Origin of the sequence: Ensifer sp. B1-9, from assembly GCF_050474445.1 — a bacterium.
GTDB lineage: Bacteria > Pseudomonadota > Alphaproteobacteria > Rhizobiales > Rhizobiaceae > Ensifer.
In genome coordinates, this window is record NZ_JBCHVG010000003.1 from 224,651 (window position 1) to 242,796 (window position 18,146).

Genomic DNA, 18,146 nt, shown 5'->3' on the forward strand with positions numbered 1-18,146 from the left:
AGCGGGCGCCGATGTCGATTGCCGTTCGTCGGCGAATTCAAGCCGTTTGCAGAAAGCCACAGCCCTTCAGCGTTGCAATTTGCCGTTTGCAGAAAGCCGAATTCTCCTCCTTCGCGGCCTTGCTATAGCCGCCCATGACCCGCGCTTTCCCGGCGAGCCCGCTCGCCTGGGAGTTGTGCGCTACCTATGCAAATGAAAAAGGGGCAGACATTGAATACCTGTGCGAAGGCGGACGTTTCGAGGATCAACCTTCTGAGTTCGACAGCGCTTGGCCGCGCCGGTCTTGTCTCGATGATGTTGGCGGCGATGCCGCTCGTGCCGTCGCCGGCAAAGGCGGCCGGACTGCTTGTGCCAAACGATGAGACCTGGTCCAGCGACCATACGATCAACGGCAATCTCGTGATCCGCGGCGGTACGGGCGGCGCCACCCTGACGATCAAGGACGGCGCCAAGGTTGAAAGCACCAACGGCTACATCGCCGACAGCCGCGGTTCCGTCGGAACGGTCGTTGTCTCCGGTCCCGGCTCGGCCTGGGACATTGTCGATGCCAATCCGAACGGCTATCGCGCGCTCTTCGTCGGCGGCTTCGAGAACGGCATCTACGGTGGCAAGGGTACGCTGATCGTCGAGAACGGCGGCAAGGTCTCTGCCAAGGAGACCTATGTCGGTTCCCTGCAGGAGGGCGACGGAACGCTCGTGGTGCGCGGTGCCGGCTCCATGCTTTCCACCGATTACCTGGGTGTCGCCGATGGTGCGCTGACGCTCAACACCGCCGCGGTCAGGATCGAGAACGGCGGTCTCGTCAACTCCAGGACGGCATACTTCGAGAACGGCACGGTTCTGGTGACCGGCGAGAATGCGCGTTGGGTCAATACGGGCGAACTCACGATCGGCGACAGCCTCACGATCGAAAAGGGCGCCGTCGTCTCGACCAACACCGCGGTGCTCGAGGAGAATGAGAGCACGGACACGATCCAGGCTGTTATCGATGGCGCCGGCAGCGAGCTCAAGGTCGCCGACAAGCTGACGATCGGCGATAGCGGCAGGGTCAACCTTTCCGTCGCAAACGGCGGCAAGCTTTCGGCGGGCGGCGGCATCGTGCTGTCCGGCATTGGTGGCACCAACAACGAAGGCATGGGCAGCCTGACGATCGGTGGCAAGGTCGACCTCAACAATATCGCCGAACCCGTTGCTCGGCAGGCACAGGCGGCGGGCACGGTCGATCCGGCGGCGAAGATCGATTTCGGCCCACGAAGGGGTTACGTCAATTTCAACCACACGAACGCCGGCTACGAGTTTGCCAACACAATCGGCGGCAAGGGCACGATCACCAATTTCTCCGGCGAAACCATCGTCGGCGGCGATCTCAGCAAATTCCACGGCAAGGTGAACGTCTCCGGCGGCAAGCTGGTGCTGAAGAGCAATCTTGACACGGTCGACAACGACCCGCGCACTGCTCCCTTCTACTACAGCGAGACCCGCTTCGAAGTGAGCGATGGCACGCTCATCGTCGATGGCACGACAGGACGGGTCGAGGGCGATCGTTTCTATACCAATGAGGTGAACGTATTCGGCGAGATGAACCGCGTCCGCAATCCGAACTCGACCGCCTTTGGACGCCTCGGCGGTTCCGGCACAGTCGGCAACACCTATATCGACTCGAAGGCGGTCATCTCGCCCGGCAACAATTCCACCGGCACGCTGACCATCATGGGCCGGCTGGATATGGCGACCGGTTCGGTCTACGAGGCCGATATTGCCGGTGACGGCCGCTCCGACCGGATCGTCGTCAAGAGCATCGGCACCAACGAAAACACCGGTATCGCCAAGATCGGCAGCGGTACGAATGTGCAGGTCACTGCACTCGACGCCAACACGAGCTACAAGACCGGGCAGACCTATACGATCCTGACTGCGGACCGGGCGATCGATGGGCAATTCGCCGAAGCGATCTCCAAATCCGCCTTCCTCGAAGTGTCGCTCGACCAGAAGGAAAAGCAGGTCGACCTGAAGATCAAGGTGAAGAACGGGAGCACGGAACCCAAGCCAGGCGAACCGAAGCCCGGGGAACCAAAGCCGGGGGAACCAAAGCCTGGTGAACCCAAGCCTGGTGAGCCGAAACCGGGCGAGCCCAAGCCCGGCGAACCCGAGCCCGGTGTCTTTGAAGGCGAAGCTGCCACGGGCAACCAGCGACGGACGGCGCTCGCCCTCAACACGCTCGGCCAGAGCGGCCCTTCGCTCGGGCTCTACAATGCCCTGATCCTGCTGGACGGCGATGCAGCACGTCGCGCCTTCGACCTTTTGTCGGGCGAAGTCCATGCTTCCGCGCAGACGGCGCTGATCAACGACAGCAGTCTGTTGCGCAACGCTGCGAACGACCGCATTCGCGCAGCCTTCGACGACGTGGCAGCGGCGAATGTCCCGGTTCTGGCCTATGGTCCGGAAGACAAGATCACGACCGGCGCCGTCGGGGCGATCAACGCGGCGTCCGTTGCACCGCCTGCGATGGTCGGCTGGGGCCAGGTGTTCGGCTCCTGGACCAACACCGACGGCAACGGCAACGCTGGCGCGCTTGACCAGTCGACGGGCGGTTTCGTCACTGGCTTTGATGCCGCGGTCTCGGACAACGCGTTGATCGGCATCATGGCCGGCTACAGCCGGACGAACTTCGATGTCGACAGCCGGGCCTCCAGCGGCGACAGCGACAACTACCACCTCGGTGTCTATGGTGGCGGCCGCTGGGGCGATGTCGCGCTGCGATCGGGCCTTGCCTACACCTGGCATTCGATCAATACGGCGCGCTCCGTTGCCTTCCCCGGTTTCACCGATCAGTTGAAGGCCGATTACGATGCCGGAACGTTCCAGGCGTTCGGTGAAGTCGGCTACCGCATCGATCTGCCGAGCGTCGCGCTCGAGCCCTTTGCGAACCTCGCTTATGTCAGCCTGCACACCGACGGATTCACCGAGCGCGGAGCCGCGGCGGCGCTTTCGAGCAGGAGCAACACGACCGACACGACCTTCACGACGCTTGGTCTGCGTGCTTCTGCGCCGCTCAGCCTTGGCGCGACCGATGCGAAGGTTCGCGGCATGCTCGGCTGGCAGCACGCCTTCGGCGACACGACGCCATTTTCAACCATGGCCTTTGGCACGGGCAGTGCCTTCTCGGTGGCCGGTACGCCGATCGCCGAAGATGCGGCGATTATCGAGGCCGGCATCGATTTCGCACTGACGGGCAATGCCAGCCTCGGCATCACCTACACCGGCCAGTTCGGTTCCGGCACGACGCAGAATGCGGTCGATGCCAAGCTTGACGTGCGCTTCTGATGCGCCGGTTCGTCTGGCTCTCGACAATGCTGGTGGCGACTTTTGTCGCCACCACGCCGCTCCTTGGCGAGGACGCGGCGGCTGGCAGAGCCTCCGCGCCCTCGAAGCTTGCCGAAACCTACGAGGACTGGAGCGTGGCCTGCGCCGAGGTCGCGGGTAAGAGGCGCTGCATCCTGTCACAGCGGCAGTTTCACAAGAGTGGCCAGCATGTGCTGACACTCGAGCTTCGGCCGGCCGAAAAGGACGGTCTGGAGGGGAGCCTCGCGCTTCCTTTCGGCCTCTATCTGGAAAAGGGCGTCACGCTTGGCGTCGATGAGGCGACCGGCAGCAAGCCGACGCCATTCCGGACCTGCCTGCCCATCGGCTGCATCGTATCGTTGACCTTTACCGAGGGCACGGTCGCCTTGCTGCGCAGTGGAACGACGCTGAAAATCGGTGCCTTTGCGAGCGATACGGAAAAGGACGTCGCGTTCTCGGTGTCGCTCAAAGGCTTTGCGGCGGCGTTGGACCGCGTGCTTGCGCTCTCCGGCAAGGCGTAGGCCGGTTCCGGCCCGCATCGGCGGAACACACCCGGCCCGAGGCGTGGTCGCTGGCTTGCGCAATCCTGCGGGCAGCTCTCAATGGGCGCCACCCGCACCCGCGCCGCCGAGCCGGATCTTCCGGGTGAAAAGCAGGGTGATGGCGGCGAGCGCCAGCACGGTGCCGATCACCGCGAACGTGTCGCTGAACCCCAGGATAAGCGCCTGCCGGCGAACCGTCGCGCCAATCACGGCGATCGCCTTGTGTTGCGCAACCGCGGCGTCGGATACGCCATGCGTCATGAAGTGATGGGTCAGATCGCTGATCCGGTCACGGACCTCATCGCGCGACAGCGTGACGGACTGGCCGATGATGTTGGAATGGAACTGCTCCCGTTTGGTCAACACGGTCGCTAGCGTGGCCGTTCCAACCGCACCGCCGAGATTGCGCAGCATGTTCGACAGACCGGAGGCGGCGGCGGCCTCGCCGGGCGCTATGCCGGCGGTCGTGATTACCGTGATCGGCGTCAGCACCAGGGCCTGGCCGATGGCACGCACGATGTTGGGCACGAAGAACTGGTCGCCGGCGCTGTCGAGCGAGAGCGTCGTGTTCATGAAACAACTGGCTGCAAAAATGCTGATGCCAACGAAGCCGACATAGCGCGCGTCGAACCGCTTCATCAGCGCCGGCACGAGCGGAATGATGAGGAGCTGCGGCAAGCCGGTCCAGGCGAGCACGAAGCCGATCTGTTCGGCATTGTAGCGCTGCACCTGACCCAGATACTGCGGCAGGATATAGACGGTGCCGAACAGCGCGACGCCGACCAGCACGTTGACGAGGACGCCGACACCAAAATTGCGCTGCCGGAGCAGGCGAAGCTGGACCAGCGGCTTGCCGACCCTGAACTCGATGATGACGAAGGCGGTCAGAAACACAGCCGCGGTGAGGGCGAGCTTGACGATGAAGGGCGACTGGAACCAGTCGTCCTTGTTGCCCTCCTCGAGCACGGTCTGCAGCGCCGAGAGCCCGATCGCCATGGTGACGATGCCGGCCCAGTCGCCCTCCTTGAGCAGTGACAATTGCATCGGCTTCTTCTCGAGCGTGAAATAGAGCGCAACCACCATGACGATGCTTGGGGGCGTGTTGACGAAGAAGATCGACTGCCAGCCGTAGTTCTCGGTGAGGTAGCCGCCGATCGTCGGGCCGATCGCCGGCGCAAAGGTGACGGACAGGGCGAAGAGCGCCAGCCCGAACGGCTGCTGCGCCTTGGGCAAACGGGTCAGGATCATGGTGAAAGCCATGGGGATGAGCACGCCGCCGGCAAAGCCCTGCAGACCGCGCAGAACGATCATCGAGCCGAGGTCATGGGCGAAGGCGCAAGCCGCGGAAAAGATCGGGAATAGGATGGCATTTGCCAGGATATAGCGCCGGAACGAGAAGACGCGGCTCAAGTAGTCGGTAAGCGGGATCACCACGATCTCGCCGATCAGGTAGGACGTCGATATCCAGGCGCCGTTATCGACGCCCGTGCCGATGCCGCCCTCGATATCGAGCAAGGAGGCATTGGTGATCTGGATGTTCAGGATCGCCATGAAGGCGCCGATCAGGCCGGCGAGCACCGCGATCCATGCCCTCGTGCTCGCTTTTTCCGATGCAGCGGCTGGCAGCGCGCCGGGCGCAACCGTTTCAGCAATGGTGGACATAACAGCCTCCTGCCTTCTGCCTTGTCTGGCTGGTGAGATGGGCGCCTAATCGCCCCTCGAGCATCCCGCTTTCAAGTGCGAGCACTTGAAAGCGAAAAGAGATTCAAAATGTTAGAGTAACCTGAGCGCGTTCGCGCTGAACGCACGGGCGCTTTAGTGAACCGTTGCCGACGTTGACGCGATTTCCCTCGCCGCGGGGTTGGTGTCGATGGTCGGGTAAACCGACATGCCCGGTCGCAGCGTCACCGATAGTGGGCTCCCGTGATCCAGTACGATCTTCACCGGGATGCGCTGCACCACTTTCGTGAAGTTGCCGGTCGCATTGTCCGGCGGCAGCAGTGCAAATTCCTGACCACTCGCCGGCGAGATGCTGTCGACGTGACCATCGAAGACCTTTCCCGGAAAAGTGTCCACTTCCACCGTCACCTTCTGGCCCGGATAAACGTCGGTGAGTTGGGTTTCCTTGTAGTTGGCGACGATATAGGCCGCGTCCGTCGGCACCACCGCCATGAGCTGCGTGCCTGCCTGCACGTATTGTCCGACCCGCAGGGTGCGGTTCCCGATCACGCCGTCGATGGGAGCGGTTAGCGCGGTATAGGAAAGGTTCAGACGGGCTTGGTCCTCGGCGGCCTTGGCGCTGTCGAGTGCGGCCTTCGCCTGCTGAACCTCAGCCTTGATCACGTCAAGCTGCTTGGTCGCACTGGCAAGCGTCGCCGTGTCGCGCGTTACGGCGGCCCGGGCGGCTGTGATGCGCGAAGCGGCCTGCTGGGCATTCTGGATGGTGCCGAAGCCTTGGCGGGCAAGCTCGGAGTATCGCTTGTCGTCCTGCTCGGCGAAGGTCTGGTCGGCCTTGTCCGCTTCGACGGTCGCCCTTGCCGCGTCGATGGCGGACTGCTGAGCCACCAGGGCCGACTGCTTGTTGGCAATGTTCGCTTCGGCAGCCTCGACCTGAGCCCTGGCCTGTTCGAGGCTGACCTTGAAATCGCGATCATCGATCCGGGCGAGGATCTGTCCCGCCTTTACCGGCTCATTGTCGGCCACGAGCACGTCGGCGATGTGGCCGGAAACCTTAGGCGCAATCGTCGTGCTGTCGGCCTTCACATAGGCGTCGTCGGTCGACACCTGGAAGCGGCCAGTCGTCCAGTACCCCCACCCGTAATCGGCGGCGGTGGCGAGGGCGGCAACGGCCACGGAGGCAAGGAGCAGCCCACGCAACAACCGCTTTCCGCGCATGCTCGCTGCCGGCGTCACCGCAGGCGGGTTCGCAGGCAGTTCCTGCGGGAGCCGGATGGTCGGCATCGCTTCCGCGGTCGGCGAGGGGCTGTCGATAATGGCAAGTGGCGTATGCTGGTTCATGGCCGGTTCCTTTCCCCGGTGTGGCGGGGCGAAACGCGTCCTGCCAAATTAGGAAAACTATTGCTTTCTAAAATGCGCGCGAAAAATCGGACTGTCAACAGAATTTGGAAAGCAGGCGTATTCCTTAATTATTCTTGCTGAAGTCGCACATGGGAGTCCCGATAATGCCGGCGACAGGGCTGGCTCCAAAGCTGGATCGGCGCCGGGTTTTGAGGACGCGTGAATGCGCACTGAACGGAAAGGCCGACCCCTGAGGACCGGCCTTGTCTTCTTCTGCGACGATTGCGGGTATGTGCCGGCGTTCACCCAGGCACGCTTGGGGATCACTTCGCCGGGTTCGGGCCGATCGTCTTGCCATGCGCGACGCGTTCGGCTGCCTTGTGGACCATGGTATAGGCATAGTCGATGCCCATGCCGTAGGCGCCGGAATGCTCCTTCACGATTGCAATGACCGCGTCGTAGGTTTCCCGGTGCGCCCAGTCACGCTGCCATTCCAGGAGGACCTGCTGCCAGGTGACCGGAACGACGCCGGCCTGAACCATCCGGTCCATGGCGTATTTGTGCGCATCGGCCGACGTGCCGCCGGATGCATCGGCAACCATGTAGATCTCATAGTCGGTGTCATGCATGCAGGACAGCGCGAAGGTGGTGTTGCAGACCTCCGTCCAGAGCCCGGAAACAATCACTTTCTTTCGGCCGTTCGCGGCATTCTTTGCCAGCGCGTCGCGGACGTTCTGATCGTCCCATGAATTCATCGAGGTGCGCTCAAGGATGTCGTTTTCCGGGAAGACGCTCAGAAGCTCAGGGTAGGTGTGGCCGGAGAAGGAACCGGTTTCGACAGTCGTGATCGTCGTCGGGATGTTGAAGACCTTGGCTGCCTTGGCCAGGCCGACGACGTTGTTCTTCAGAACCTGCCGATCGATCGACTGAACGCCGAAAGCCATTTGCGGTTGCTGGTCGATGAAGATCAACTGGCTGTTGGCGGGGGTCAGGACTTCGAGCTTGCTGGACATGTCTTCTCTCCTCAGTGGTGGCCGCCGGCGGGCGGGGGCTGGAATTCATTGGCTATTCTGGCCCGTCGGTTGCTGCCGATGAAGAGAGATTAGCGCAGCTGATTGCACCGAAGAATAGAAATAATATATATAATTTAATTGCGGAAAATGAAATAATTGAATGGCTTTGGCTTTCCACTGACCACCACCACCAGACGCGGCGGCCAAACGCAGTGCTTTGGCGCCATTTCCGATGTATAATTGGATCACACAGGGGAAAATGGAGGTGAGCCGATGAACAGGCTAACGATCATTGCCTTGTCCATGGCGTCGGCGCTGACGAGCGTTCCGCCGGCCATGGCATTTCCCACAGCAGCGGACGTCCCGAAGGTCGAGACGACGCAAGCGCAACTGGTACAGTACCGGCGATACGGTGGCGGCTACTATCACGGTGGCGGCTACCACGATGGCGGCTACCACGGGGGCTACTATCACGGGCACCACCACCATGGCGGCGACGATTGGGCCTGGGCGCTCGGCGGACTGGCCGTCGGCACGATCCTCGGTGGAGCGCTGGCGCAGCCCTACTATGGCCCGGGTTACTACGACCAGGGCTATTATGACCAAGGCTACTACGGCCCGACCTACTATCGTCCGCGCTACTATGCGCCACGCTACTATGCGCCGCACTATTACCGGCAGACCTATTATAGCGGCAATGCGCATACGCGCTGGTGCTATGCCCGTTACCGATCCTACAGGGCTTACGATGACACCTTCCAGCCCTATTACGGTGCGCGGCAGGTGTGCGTCTCGCCCTACTGACGGGTCGTAGATTTCGTGAGAATGTCACCGCTCGACGAGTGACCACCGCCTTGCGATCAGCCGGCAGCACCTGCCGGCGAGGCGCTTTTGATCCGGCTGCTGCTCAACAGTCCGGCTGCCTGAACCAATGGGTAGCCGGCGGCGGCGATGTCGGAATTGATCCTGTGCAGATCGCGAACGAGGTCGATGAAGAGCGCGTTGCCTTTCGCGTCAGTTGTCGCTTCGATGCGTTCAAGGCCGAGATGCCGGCTGACGACATCGTCCTCCAACGCGCGAAAGCAATCCTTCTGGGCGGCAAGGCGGGCTGAGGCGGAAACGTCGCGCGACAATAGCGCCGCGGGAAGCAACCTCAGCGAAGCGGCGATCACCTCCGAGAGGGCGTCGAGCGCCTCGCGCTGGCTCGCACCAAGGGAAATGTTCTGCTTGACCTTGGCTCGGATGCGGTCTGCGAGGCTGAGCTTGATGACGTCGCCGGCATGTTCGAGGTTACTCGCGAACAGCATGATCTCGTGGGCTCTTACGGTGTCCCCCGCCGAAAGTTCGTCCTGCGTCAGCTGTCCGAGATAGGCGTGGACCGAGACCATGTAGTTTCCAAGCCTCGCATCGATCGAAGGCAGTTCCTTCAGGCTTTCCATCCGGCCGGATTGCAGCGCCGCCAGCGATATCAGGAACATGCGTTCCAGCAATTCGCTCATGCGTATCGTTTCCGTCGTCGCATTGCTGAGCGCGATTGCCGGTGTCTCCAGCGACCTTCGATCGAGGTAGCGCGGGGATGCCAGCGGGTCGTCGGCGGCGGGGCGCGCCGGGACAAGTCGCTCCACCAGGCGGATGACGTTGGGTGACAGCGGCAGGAACACGGCTGCGACCAGCAGGTTGAAGGCAGCGTGGAGGCCGACGGCCACATGGAGCGGTTCGGCGGGCAGGCGCCCGGCGACCTCCACGATCTCTCGCGTGAAGGGCAGCAGCGCGAGTGCCAGCAGGCCGCGGCAAAAGAGGTTGGCGAGCGGCAGTTTGCGGGCCACGGGTGGCTGGTCGAGCGTCGCGCTGACGGCCGGAAGGCCGCCGCCGAAATTGACGCCAAGGATCACGGGTACGGCTCCGGCAATTTCGAGACTGCCATTCATCAGAAGCGAAGCCACAAGCAGGATGACCGCAAGCGTTGAGTGACAGAGCCAGGCCAGCAGCGCGCCAACGAGGAAGCCGAGCGCCGGCTCGCCGGCCACTGCCCCGAGCACATCGTGGAAGAGCGTCGCCTGACGCAGGGGCGCGGTTGCCGAAACGATCACCTTCAACGCCATCAGCATCAGGCCGAGGCCCATTAGGATGCGACCGGCGTTTCGCGGTCGAAACTCGCTGGATGCGCTGAATGCGACATAGCCGGCGAACAGGAACAGCGGAGCGAGCGTTGCCGCCAGGGAGGAGCCGGAGGCAAAGAGGCCCGAGACGAGCGCCGAGCCGATATCCGCCCCGAGCAGGACGGCAAGGCCGGTCGGTGCCGAGATCGCCCCGGCGCCCGCAAGCCCGGCAATGATCAGCGCCATGGCGGTGGCGCTGCCGAGCACGGCGGTTGCGAGGACGCCGCCGCCGAAGGCGGTGAGCCGGTTCGACAGGCGTTCCTCGACGAAGCGCTGCAGCCGGTCGCCCCAGCCACGCATGACGCCGGTGCGCACCATGCGCACGCCCCACAGAAGCAGCGCCACGCCGCCAAGGAGTTCCAGGATAACCAAAGTACCAGAGTTCATCTCACGGCCTCGTCGCAAGCATCAGTCGGCGACGGATTCGTCGGGGGCGACAGAGCCGATATTGTAGCCTTCGAGCTGCGCGGCCATGCTGCCGCGTCGCGGGAAATGCAGGATGGTCGCCGTCCCGGGCGTCACCGGAACGACACGCGACGGTGGAAGGTCGAGGAATTCGTGGCAGGCGGCACGAACGACGCCGCCATGGGCGACGATCAGCAGGTCCCCCTCGGTGCGCGACATCCAGTCGTGCACGCCTTCGGCCACGCGCCCGCGAAAGGCGCCCCAGGTCTCGCCCTTGGCCGGCGTGAAGGTTCCGGCGCGCCAGGCGGCATAGTCCTCCGGACGCTCGGCGATCAGATCCGGCTTGCGCCGCCCGGTCCACTCGCCCATGTCCAGCTCGCGAAAACGCTCGTCGGTCGGTGCGTCCGGGTGACCGATGAGCGCGACCGTCTGGCGGGTGCGGCCGAGATCGGAGGCGATGATGCGAACCGGCTTCAGCGCCTTGGCATAGGGGCGAAACCGCCTCACTTGCGCGACCCCGCGCTCGGACAGGAGCGAATTGTCCTGGCCCTGCAGGCGTTGTTCGGCGTTCCACTCGGTCTCGCCGTGACGCATGAGGATGAGCCTCATTGATGGATCCTTTCTCCGGTGGCGGCAAAGACCGCATCGGGGGTGCGAATGAAGGAAAGAGGGATCATCTCCCCCGGTGTCGCGGTGAAATAGCCGTCGGCCATGGCGGTGACACGCAGGTCGCCGACCATCGCCGTCACCATGGTGCGTCCGGCAATCGGCGCCGCTTCGGCAAAGCGGGCGGCAAGCGATGGCGCACCGGCGACCGAGCCGACGCTGACATCCTCGGCGCGGTAAAGGAGCTGCACAGTGTCACGACCGGCCGAAAGCGCTGCCGGCGCAAGTGCCGTTTCGCCGAAGAGCAGCCGTTCATCCACGCGATGAACCGGGATCAGGTTTGCCGGCGGCGTGCCGAGGAAGGTCGCGACGAAAGTGGTTTGCGGGTTGCGCAGAAGATCGATCGGTTTGCCGAACTGCTCGATGCGGCCATGGTTGAGCACGGCCACGTGGGTCGCCATGGTCATGGCCTCGACCTGATCATGCGTGACATAGACCGAGGTTGCGCCGGTCGCCCGATGGATGCGCATCAGTTCGCTGCGCATCTCGATGCGCAGCTTGGCATCGAGGTTCGACAGCGGCTCGTCGAACAAGAGGATGCTCGGCTCCGGCGCGATGGTTCGGGCGATCGCCACGCGCTGCTGCTGGCCGCCGGAGATTTCTGCCGGATAGCGTTCGGCAAGCGCATCGATGCCGAGAAGCGCAAGCACTTCCCTGACACGCTTTTCACGTTTTTCCCGAGGCCATCTGGCGACCTTCAGCGGCCAGGCGATGTTGCCGGCGACGGTCATGTGCGGCCAGAGCGCGTAGCTCTGGAAGACGAGGCCGGCATTGCGCCGGCCGGCGTCGGCAATGACGCCGCCGGCGCCGCTGGAGACGGTCTGCCCGACGAAGGCGATTTCCCCTTCGCTCGGGCTTTCAAGCCCGGCCAGCATGCGAAGAAGGGTCGACTTGCCGCAGCCGGAGGGGCCGACGAGAACCAGGAAGGAGCCAGCAGGCACGGAGATATTGACGTCCTTGACGGCGGTGAAGGCACCGAACCGCTTGACGAGGTTGCGGATCTTGATGGCGTCCGCGGCGCCGGTTGCAATCGCATTCATGGCTGTTTCCATTTCTGGACACGGTTCTGCAGGGCATGAGCCAGGAACGAGGCTGCCAGGCAGACGACGAGGATGACGAGGGTGATGGCGTTGGCGAACTGCATGAAGCCTTCGGCCGCATAGCGGTAGGCGACCATACTGAGCACTGGCGAGGTCGCGGTGAACAGCAGCACGACCAGCGAGAGGTCGCGTACCATTTTCACGAAGACGAGGATCGCCCCGGCAAAGAGGCCGCGGATGGCGAGCGGGAAGATGATCGCGAACAGACGACGGATCAGCCCCGCACCCGTCAGCCGGGCGCTTTCCTCGATGTCGGCGGAGATCTGGCCGAGCACGGAGCGGCCGGACTGCACGGCAAAGGGCAGGTTATGGGCCGACGCCGCGATGACCAGCAGAGCGAAGGTGCCGTAGAGCGAGGGCAACGGGCCGATCGGTGCGCCAAAGAGCGCAATATAGGCCGCGGCGAAGGCGATGCTCGGCATCAGCAACGGCAGGAAGGCGAGCTGGCTGAGCACGCTGGCAAGCAGGCTGCCCTTGCGCTGGACAATGGTGTAGGCGAGCGCAAGGCCGAGCAGCATCGTCGTGAAGGCAACGACGAGGCCGAGGCGGATCGTATTCCAGATCGCATCGATCAGAACCGGATTGCGGAAGATGCCGGCCTGTCCCTGCGCCATCTCGCCGCCGCCCTCGCCGATCCAGAAATGCAGCGTCCAGTTGGAAAAGAGTGCCCCGCTTTGCGGCGCAAGGCTCGATGCGGCAAGCACGAGCACCGGCAGCGCCGTGGTCAGAAGCCCGATCACCACGGCGATGGCGAAGAGTGGCCAGCGCCAGGCGCCAAGCGGGAAGCGCTTGGTTCGTCCGCCCTTGCCCGTCACGGTGATGAAGGCCTTGCGGCCTGAGACGATGCGATCGGACAGCCAGAGAAAGAGCGCCGACACGGCGATCAGCAGCAGCGCGAGCACGAAACCACGTTCGTTCTGCCCCGTCTCGATCATGCCGAAGAGGCGGGTGGAAAGCGTCTGCATGCGCACCGGTAGGCCGAGCAAGGCTGGTGCGGCGAAATTGGCGACGGCGCCGGCGAAGGTCAGCGACGTGGCGGCGATGAGCGCCGGCGTCACGACCGGCAGGATGATGCCGAAGAAGATGCGCGGACGTTTCGCGCCAGCCATCTGTCCGGCCTCGACCAGATCGGCACCCACCGAGCTCAGCGCAGCAGCGATGATCGTGTAGGCAAGCGAATAGTAGTGTGCAATCAGCACGATCGCCGTCGGGATCAGGCCCCAGGCCAGCCAGTCGGGAATGGCAAGGCCACTGGTTTCGAAGAAACCGGCCGAGCCGCCGAGACGGGAATTGCGAAACAGCGTTCCCCAGGCAAGTGCGGCGGCAAAGCTCGGGATCATGTAGGGCAGCGATGCCATCAGCCCGAGAAAGCGGCGCCCCGGCACGTCGGTGAGCACGACCAGCCAGGCGAGGAAACCGCCGATCAGCAGGCAGCCGCCGCCGACACTGAAGCCGAGGATCATGGTGTTGAGGAGCGGCCGCCACCAGAGATTGGCGGAGAGCGGGCTGGCGAGCACGGCCTTCCAGGCCGCAATGCCTTCTGGCGTCAGCGTGGTGACGAGGATGCGCAGTAGCGGTGCGACGACCAGGATCGCGACGATGGCAACGAGAAGGGCCGGCAGGAGGAAACCCGATCGGAGCAGCCGGCTGCCCGATGGTGCTGATATCAATAGGGATGTCATGTGCGAGCCTCGGCGTCTGTCGGCACGCATGCCGTGCCGACAGACGGTTTTCTGTTACTGGAGCGTGATGATCAGATCGGCGATGCGTCCGCGCGCGGCGGCCGTCTTTGCCGGATCGATTGTCCAGGCTTTCAGTTCGCTGAGTTTGACCGAGTCTGGATGGTCGGCGATGGTCTTGCGGGTTGCGTAGTCGCCGGGAACGTTGAACGGTTCGAAACCGGCTCCGCCCGTCGGCGTGTCGTCGCCGAACATGAAGTCGATCAGCAACCGGGCGGCAGCCGGATGGGGTGCCTTGTCCGCAACCGTCAGCACCGCCGGGAATAAGATGCCATTGGCGGGCTCGACATTGTTGGCGACCTGCAGTGCCCAGCCTTCCTTCTCGTTGTCGCGCCGGTCGGAATAAGTGCCGAAACCGACGGGCGGGTTCTTGGCATTGACGTCGCCGACCGACTTGTTGAGCACGTCGCTGTTCGGAACGAGGATCAGGTCATTGGCGAAGAGGTTCTTGATGAACTGTTCGCCCGCGCCCTGAAGATCGGGCTCCACTTCGATGTCCTTGCCGAAATGCGCCTGGTAGGCGGCCGCCATCTCGTCCGGATGAAGCGCGATCTCGGTCAAGAGATCGAGCAGTTCTCCGCGTTGGCTCGGGTCGACCATCAGCACCCGGCCCTGCCATTCCGGCTCCGTGAGCTGCCAAAGGTTGGTGATGGGCGAACCGTCAGGAAACGCCTTTTCGTTGTACATCAGCACCTTGGTCGAAAGACGTTGGGTCAGCAGTGGTGCCTTGTAGCGGTCCTCCAGTTCATTCGATACGCGCGGCGGCACGTAGTTGACGATCCGCTTGCCCTCCAGAAGCTTGGTGAACACAACAGGCGTATCGGCGATGTAAAGCACGTCGACGGCATAAACGCCGGCCTGCTGCTCCGCCTCGACGCGCGCGATCTGCTTGGTTGAGCTCATGTCGAGGCCGATCAGGTCGATACCCGGGTAAGCTTCCTCAAAGGCCTTCTCGATCTTGGCGATGCGGCTCGACAGCGAGAAGACGGTGACGCTTCCCTCCTTCTGTGCGAGTGGCAGCAATTGCTGCGGCGTCAATCCGTCGAGATCGGACGCCATCGCGATCGACGGCATCACGAAACATGCGGCAAGTGCGGCATTGCTCAGTCTTTTCAACATTTCCTGCTCCTCCCTTTCAATTCCCCATCAGTCGAAGTCGTTGAACAACTCCGACAGCTTCTCCAGCCTGCCGATGACCTGCCCCTGGTGGCGCCCGGCGATCGTCAGGACAATGGCGTTGACGATCGCGAACGGGATCGTCGGTGTCTGGAATTCGCTTCGCGAGCGGCCCCGGGGTGCTGCGAGCATCAGATCGGCGGCGGGCTCCATCAGCGGCCCGGCCAGATCCGAAACGAGGATCGATCGCGCGCCGACGCGAGCTGCATGGCGAACCAGCGGGCCATAGCTTCGCGGCTGCTTGCGGAAGGCAAGCGCCACGACCAGGTCGCCGGCCTCCATGCTGACCAGGCGCTCGGCAATGTCCCGGCCGCGGCCCGTCAGTTGGATCGTGGTCATGCCGAAGCGGTCGAGTCGGCGCTGCAGGAAGCCGGCGACCGATTGCGCGTGGCCCTGCCCGAAGATGAAGACCCGGCGCGCGGAAAAGATCAGATCGGCAGCCCTGTCGATATCCGCCTGTTCCACCGATCGGGCGAGCGTTTCGAGCGCGGTGATCTCGGCTGCGATCAGATCGGTGAGATAATCCCCATGCTCGACCTTCGAGACCGAGCGTCGCATGCGGTTGGCGGCGTCCTGGTCGTCCAGCACCTCGCGCTGCAATTGCGCGCGAAGGTCCGGAAAGCCCTTGTAGCCCAGCTTCTGAGCAAGCCGCGTGGCGGTGGCTTCATGCACAGAAGCGCGCTGGGAAAGCTGCGGGCCGGACAGGAATGCAGCTTCCGCCCGGTTCTCGAGCATGGTCGTGATCAATTTCTGATCTGCATCGGTCAGACGCTTGGAATGGGTCTTGATGCGATCGAGTATCGTCATGACGTCCCCGCAAGTTCATTTGCAGGTTCTATGGTTTCTGCAATTTTTCGTGCCGTCAACAAGATGAGTGCAAGAATCTTTGCAAAGTCCTGCAAGGCAATCCAGGCGCGCAAGTTCGGCTGTTCTCGATCGAGATGCCCGGAGTGTAAAAACCGATCCCTGACGACTACCTTTACGTTTGTCTTGCGCGCGCAAACGCAACTTCGGATTTCGTCCGGAAAAATCTCTGCAAGGCGGCGCAAACCGTCTTTGTCGCGCTATAGCCGGTCTTCCGCCGCTTCGAGGGCGCTATTCAAGCTCGATTTGCCGACGTAGTGTCCGCGCATTGATTTGCAGGGCAGGACGCAATGACGACGATCACGATGAACGAAGCGCTCGAGCGTGCCGGTACGGGATCCTATCAATATCGCTTGATCGGCATCTTCGGGTTGGTCTGGGCCGCCGATGCCATGCAGGTTCTTGCCGTGGGCTTCACCGCGGCCTCCATCGCCGCAACGTTCGGATTGGCGGTTCCGCAGGCGCTCCAGACCGGTACGCTGTTTTTCCTCGGCATGCTGATCGGCGCCGTCGGCTTCGGCCGGCTGGCCGATCGGATCGGCCGCCGGCGGGTGCTGATTGTCACCGTTGCCTGCGATGCGGTCTTCGGCATGCTGTCGATTTTTGCGCCCAGCTTCGGCGTCCTGCTGCTGCTGCGGTTCCTCACGGGCGCTGCAGTCGGCGGTACCCTGCCGGTCGACTATGCCATGATGTCGGAGTTCCTGCCTGCCCGTAGCCGTGGACGATGGCTCGTCATGCTCGAGGGGTTCTGGGCGGTCGGAACGCTGGTCGTCGCCGTGGCGGCATGGCTCGTTACGCGCGCGGAACTCACGGACGCATGGCGCTACATTTTCGCGGTCACCGCCATCCCCGCGGTGTTCGGCCTCGGGCTTCGTTTTCTCGTTCCGGAGTCTCCGCTCTATCTGCTTCGTGCGGGCAAGGCCGCCGAAGCAAAAGCCATCGTCAACCGGATGCTCGTCGCCAACCGCCACGCTCAACTTGAAACAGCGGTGTCGATCACGCTTCCTGCGGCCTCACCGGATGCCGGCATCTTCTCGGGGGATCTGCGCCGCCGCAGTCTTCTGATCTTGGCCGTGTGGTTCCTGGTCTCGGTCTCCTACTATGGCGTCTTCACCTGGTTGCCGCCGCGGCTCGCGGGTGAAGGCTTCGGCTTCGTCCGCGGTTATGGTTTTCTCGTTCTCATCGCATTGGCGCAAATTCCAGGCTATGCGCTCGCCGCCTACGGCGTCGAGGCATGGGGGCGCCGGCCGACGTTGATCGGCTTTTGTCTTCTCTCCGCCTTGAGTTGCCTGCTTTTTGTCGTGGCAAATGGCGCCACAATCATCGCAGCGTCGCTGCTCATCATGAGTTTTGCGCTGCTCGGCACCTGGGGCGCGCTCTATGCCTATACGCCGGAACTCTATCCGACAGCGGCGCGGGCAACCGGAATGGGCGCGGCGGGCGGCATGGCGCGGCTCGGCGGTCTGTTCGCCCCGTCCTTGATCGGCCTTCTGGTGGCCCAGAGTTTCGGGCTTGCGATCGGCACCTTTGCGGGCCTGTTGCTCGTGGCTGCGATAGCCGCCTGCCTGATCGATGCGGAAACCCGCCAGACGTCGCTGGCGTGAGGTTCGCAGACGAATCCGCCCAGCGCTCCCGCTGAAGAAAGCGCAGATCACAGAGCCGAAAATATGGGAGCTCTGCCAAGATGTTGCGGCAAGATCGGCCTGTGCACAACCGGTGGATAGAATGCTGACAACTCGGGCAGTTCTGGAGCCGGGCTTTCGGATCGAGCAGAGCGCCCTAGCATGCAGATGCGGCCGATCCCACGGTCGCTAGTGTAGCAGCTATATCATCGGGACCGGTGTTCGCGCCGGTCCCGATCCTCTTCCAGATCTTTCTTCGGCCGTAGATGCCGTTCCGCCATCGTTCTGCAACCGCCGCATTGGCCAGGCGTGGGCGCGAGGTGGATCGCGTGGGTCTGCTCCTGTGCGGCACGCGCATAGCTGCATTGCACAATAATTGTTTTCCATATGGTCAAAAATCAGGCATAAAGCACATAGCTGATGCACATGGCGGTTCTCCTCCCAATGCCGCCGCAGCAGCTGTTCCCCTCTGGAGGTTAATTGACCTTCACACCTTATGG

At 63.1% G+C, this 18,146-nt stretch carries 13 protein-coding genes; 4 read left to right on the forward strand and 9 right to left on the reverse strand.

Features of this window, described 5'->3' with window-relative positions; translation table 11 throughout:
- Positions 1–210 precede the first annotated feature (210 nt).
- Entirely contained in the window at positions 211–3,324 is a 3,114-nt protein-coding gene (locus ACQ5BM_RS06810; protein ID WP_429809469.1) for an autotransporter domain-containing protein, read from the forward strand.
- Positions 3,324–3,863 (forward strand): invasion associated locus B family protein, encoded by a 540-nt coding sequence (locus ACQ5BM_RS06815; protein ID WP_429809471.1) that lies wholly within the window; start codon positions 3,324–3,326, stop codon positions 3,861–3,863. Before ACQ5BM_RS06810 ends, ACQ5BM_RS06815 begins: the two co-directional genes overlap by 1 nt.
- A gap of 78 nt (positions 3,864–3,941) precedes the next feature.
- On the opposite strand, the gene ACQ5BM_RS06820 is transcribed toward ACQ5BM_RS06815, so the two are convergent.
- The 3 genes from ACQ5BM_RS06820 to ACQ5BM_RS06830 form a co-directional block, all read right to left on the reverse strand.
- Positions 3,942–5,546 (reverse strand): MDR family MFS transporter, encoded by a 1,605-nt coding sequence (locus ACQ5BM_RS06820; RefSeq protein WP_429809472.1) that lies wholly within the window; start codon positions 5,544–5,546, stop codon positions 3,942–3,944.
- 153 nt (positions 5,547–5,699) lie between these two features.
- Positions 5,700–6,902 (reverse strand): HlyD family secretion protein, encoded by a 1,203-nt coding sequence (locus tag ACQ5BM_RS06825; protein WP_429809474.1) that lies wholly within the window; start codon positions 6,900–6,902, stop codon positions 5,700–5,702.
- A gap of 323 nt (positions 6,903–7,225) precedes the next feature.
- Positions 7,226–7,915, reverse strand: a complete 690-nt coding sequence (locus ACQ5BM_RS06830) for a hydrolase (protein WP_429809476.1) — start codon at positions 7,913–7,915, stop codon at positions 7,226–7,228.
- Positions 7,916–8,188: 273 nt separating this feature from the next.
- Between ACQ5BM_RS06830 and ACQ5BM_RS06835 the strand changes: the two genes are divergently transcribed.
- On the forward strand, positions 8,189–8,719 hold the full coding sequence (locus ACQ5BM_RS06835) for a BA14K family protein (RefSeq protein WP_429809478.1): 531 nt from the start codon (positions 8,189–8,191) through the stop codon (positions 8,717–8,719).
- Between the two features lie 56 nt (positions 8,720–8,775).
- Here ACQ5BM_RS06835 and ACQ5BM_RS06840 read toward each other — a convergent pair whose 3' ends face one another.
- Genes ACQ5BM_RS06840 through ACQ5BM_RS06865 form a run of 6 tightly spaced genes read right to left on the reverse strand, consistent with a single transcriptional unit; the run spans position 8,776 to position 15,967 of the window.
- Complete coding sequence (locus ACQ5BM_RS06840; protein WP_429809480.1) at positions 8,776–10,461, reverse strand: Na/Pi cotransporter family protein; 1,686 nt, start codon at positions 10,459–10,461, stop codon at positions 8,776–8,778.
- A gap of 21 nt (positions 10,462–10,482) precedes the next feature.
- Positions 10,483–11,088, reverse strand: coding sequence for a histidine phosphatase family protein (locus tag ACQ5BM_RS06845; RefSeq protein WP_429809482.1), 606 nt, complete (start codon positions 11,086–11,088; stop codon positions 10,483–10,485).
- Positions 11,085–12,185: an ABC transporter ATP-binding protein gene (locus ACQ5BM_RS06850; protein ID WP_429809484.1), complete on the reverse strand. Its 1,101-nt coding sequence runs from the start codon at positions 12,183–12,185 to the stop codon at positions 11,085–11,087. The genes ACQ5BM_RS06845 and ACQ5BM_RS06850 overlap by 4 nt, the downstream gene beginning before the upstream one ends.
- A complete protein-coding gene (locus tag ACQ5BM_RS06855; RefSeq protein ID WP_429809485.1) occupies positions 12,182–13,927 on the reverse strand; it encodes an ABC transporter permease in 1,746 nt (581 codons plus the stop codon). The genes ACQ5BM_RS06850 and ACQ5BM_RS06855 overlap by 4 nt, the downstream gene beginning before the upstream one ends.
- Before the next feature lie 54 nt (positions 13,928–13,981).
- The gene (locus tag ACQ5BM_RS06860; RefSeq protein WP_429809837.1) at positions 13,982–15,100 is read right to left on the reverse strand and encodes an ABC transporter substrate-binding protein; all 1,119 of its coding nucleotides are present in this window, start codon (positions 15,098–15,100) and stop codon (positions 13,982–13,984) included.
- 30 nt (positions 15,101–15,130) lie between these two features.
- Positions 15,131–15,967, reverse strand: a complete 837-nt coding sequence (locus tag ACQ5BM_RS06865) for a MurR/RpiR family transcriptional regulator (RefSeq protein ID WP_429809487.1) — start codon at positions 15,965–15,967, stop codon at positions 15,131–15,133.
- Positions 15,968–16,314: 347 nt separating this feature from the next.
- Between ACQ5BM_RS06865 and ACQ5BM_RS06870 the strand changes: the two genes are divergently transcribed.
- Positions 16,315–17,628, forward strand: coding sequence for an MFS transporter (locus tag ACQ5BM_RS06870; protein ID WP_429809489.1), 1,314 nt, complete (start codon positions 16,315–16,317; stop codon positions 17,626–17,628).
- Positions 17,629–18,146: the final 518 nt, after the last annotated feature.

Excerpts from the sequence above, each read along its gene's own strand:
- ACQ5BM_RS06850 (WP_429809484.1), bottom strand. The coding sequence starts at position 12,185 with ATGAATGCGATTGCAACCGGCGCCGCGGACGCCATCAAGATCCGCAAC.
- ACQ5BM_RS06815 (WP_429809471.1), top strand. The coding sequence starts at position 3,324 with ATGCGCCGGTTCGTCTGGCTCTCGACAATGCTGGTGGCGACTTTTGTC.
- ACQ5BM_RS06825 (WP_429809474.1), bottom strand. The coding sequence starts at position 6,902 with ATGAACCAGCATACGCCACTTGCCATTATCGACAGCCCCTCGCCGACC.
- ACQ5BM_RS06870 (WP_429809489.1), top strand. The coding sequence starts at position 16,315 with ATGACGACGATCACGATGAACGAAGCGCTCGAGCGTGCCGGTACGGGA.
- ACQ5BM_RS06855 (WP_429809485.1), bottom strand. The coding sequence starts at position 13,927 with ATGACATCCCTATTGATATCAGCACCATCGGGCAGCCGGCTGCTCCGA.
- ACQ5BM_RS06820 (WP_429809472.1), bottom strand. The coding sequence starts at position 5,546 with ATGTCCACCATTGCTGAAACGGTTGCGCCCGGCGCGCTGCCAGCCGCT.
- ACQ5BM_RS06840 (WP_429809480.1), bottom strand. The coding sequence starts at position 10,461 with ATGAACTCTGGTACTTTGGTTATCCTGGAACTCCTTGGCGGCGTGGCG.
- ACQ5BM_RS06835 (WP_429809478.1), top strand. The coding sequence starts at position 8,189 with ATGAACAGGCTAACGATCATTGCCTTGTCCATGGCGTCGGCGCTGACG.
- ACQ5BM_RS06865 (WP_429809487.1), bottom strand. The coding sequence starts at position 15,967 with ATGACGATACTCGATCGCATCAAGACCCATTCCAAGCGTCTGACCGAT.
- ACQ5BM_RS06830 (WP_429809476.1), bottom strand. The coding sequence starts at position 7,915 with ATGTCCAGCAAGCTCGAAGTCCTGACCCCCGCCAACAGCCAGTTGATC.
- ACQ5BM_RS06845 (WP_429809482.1), bottom strand. The coding sequence starts at position 11,088 with ATGAGGCTCATCCTCATGCGTCACGGCGAGACCGAGTGGAACGCCGAA.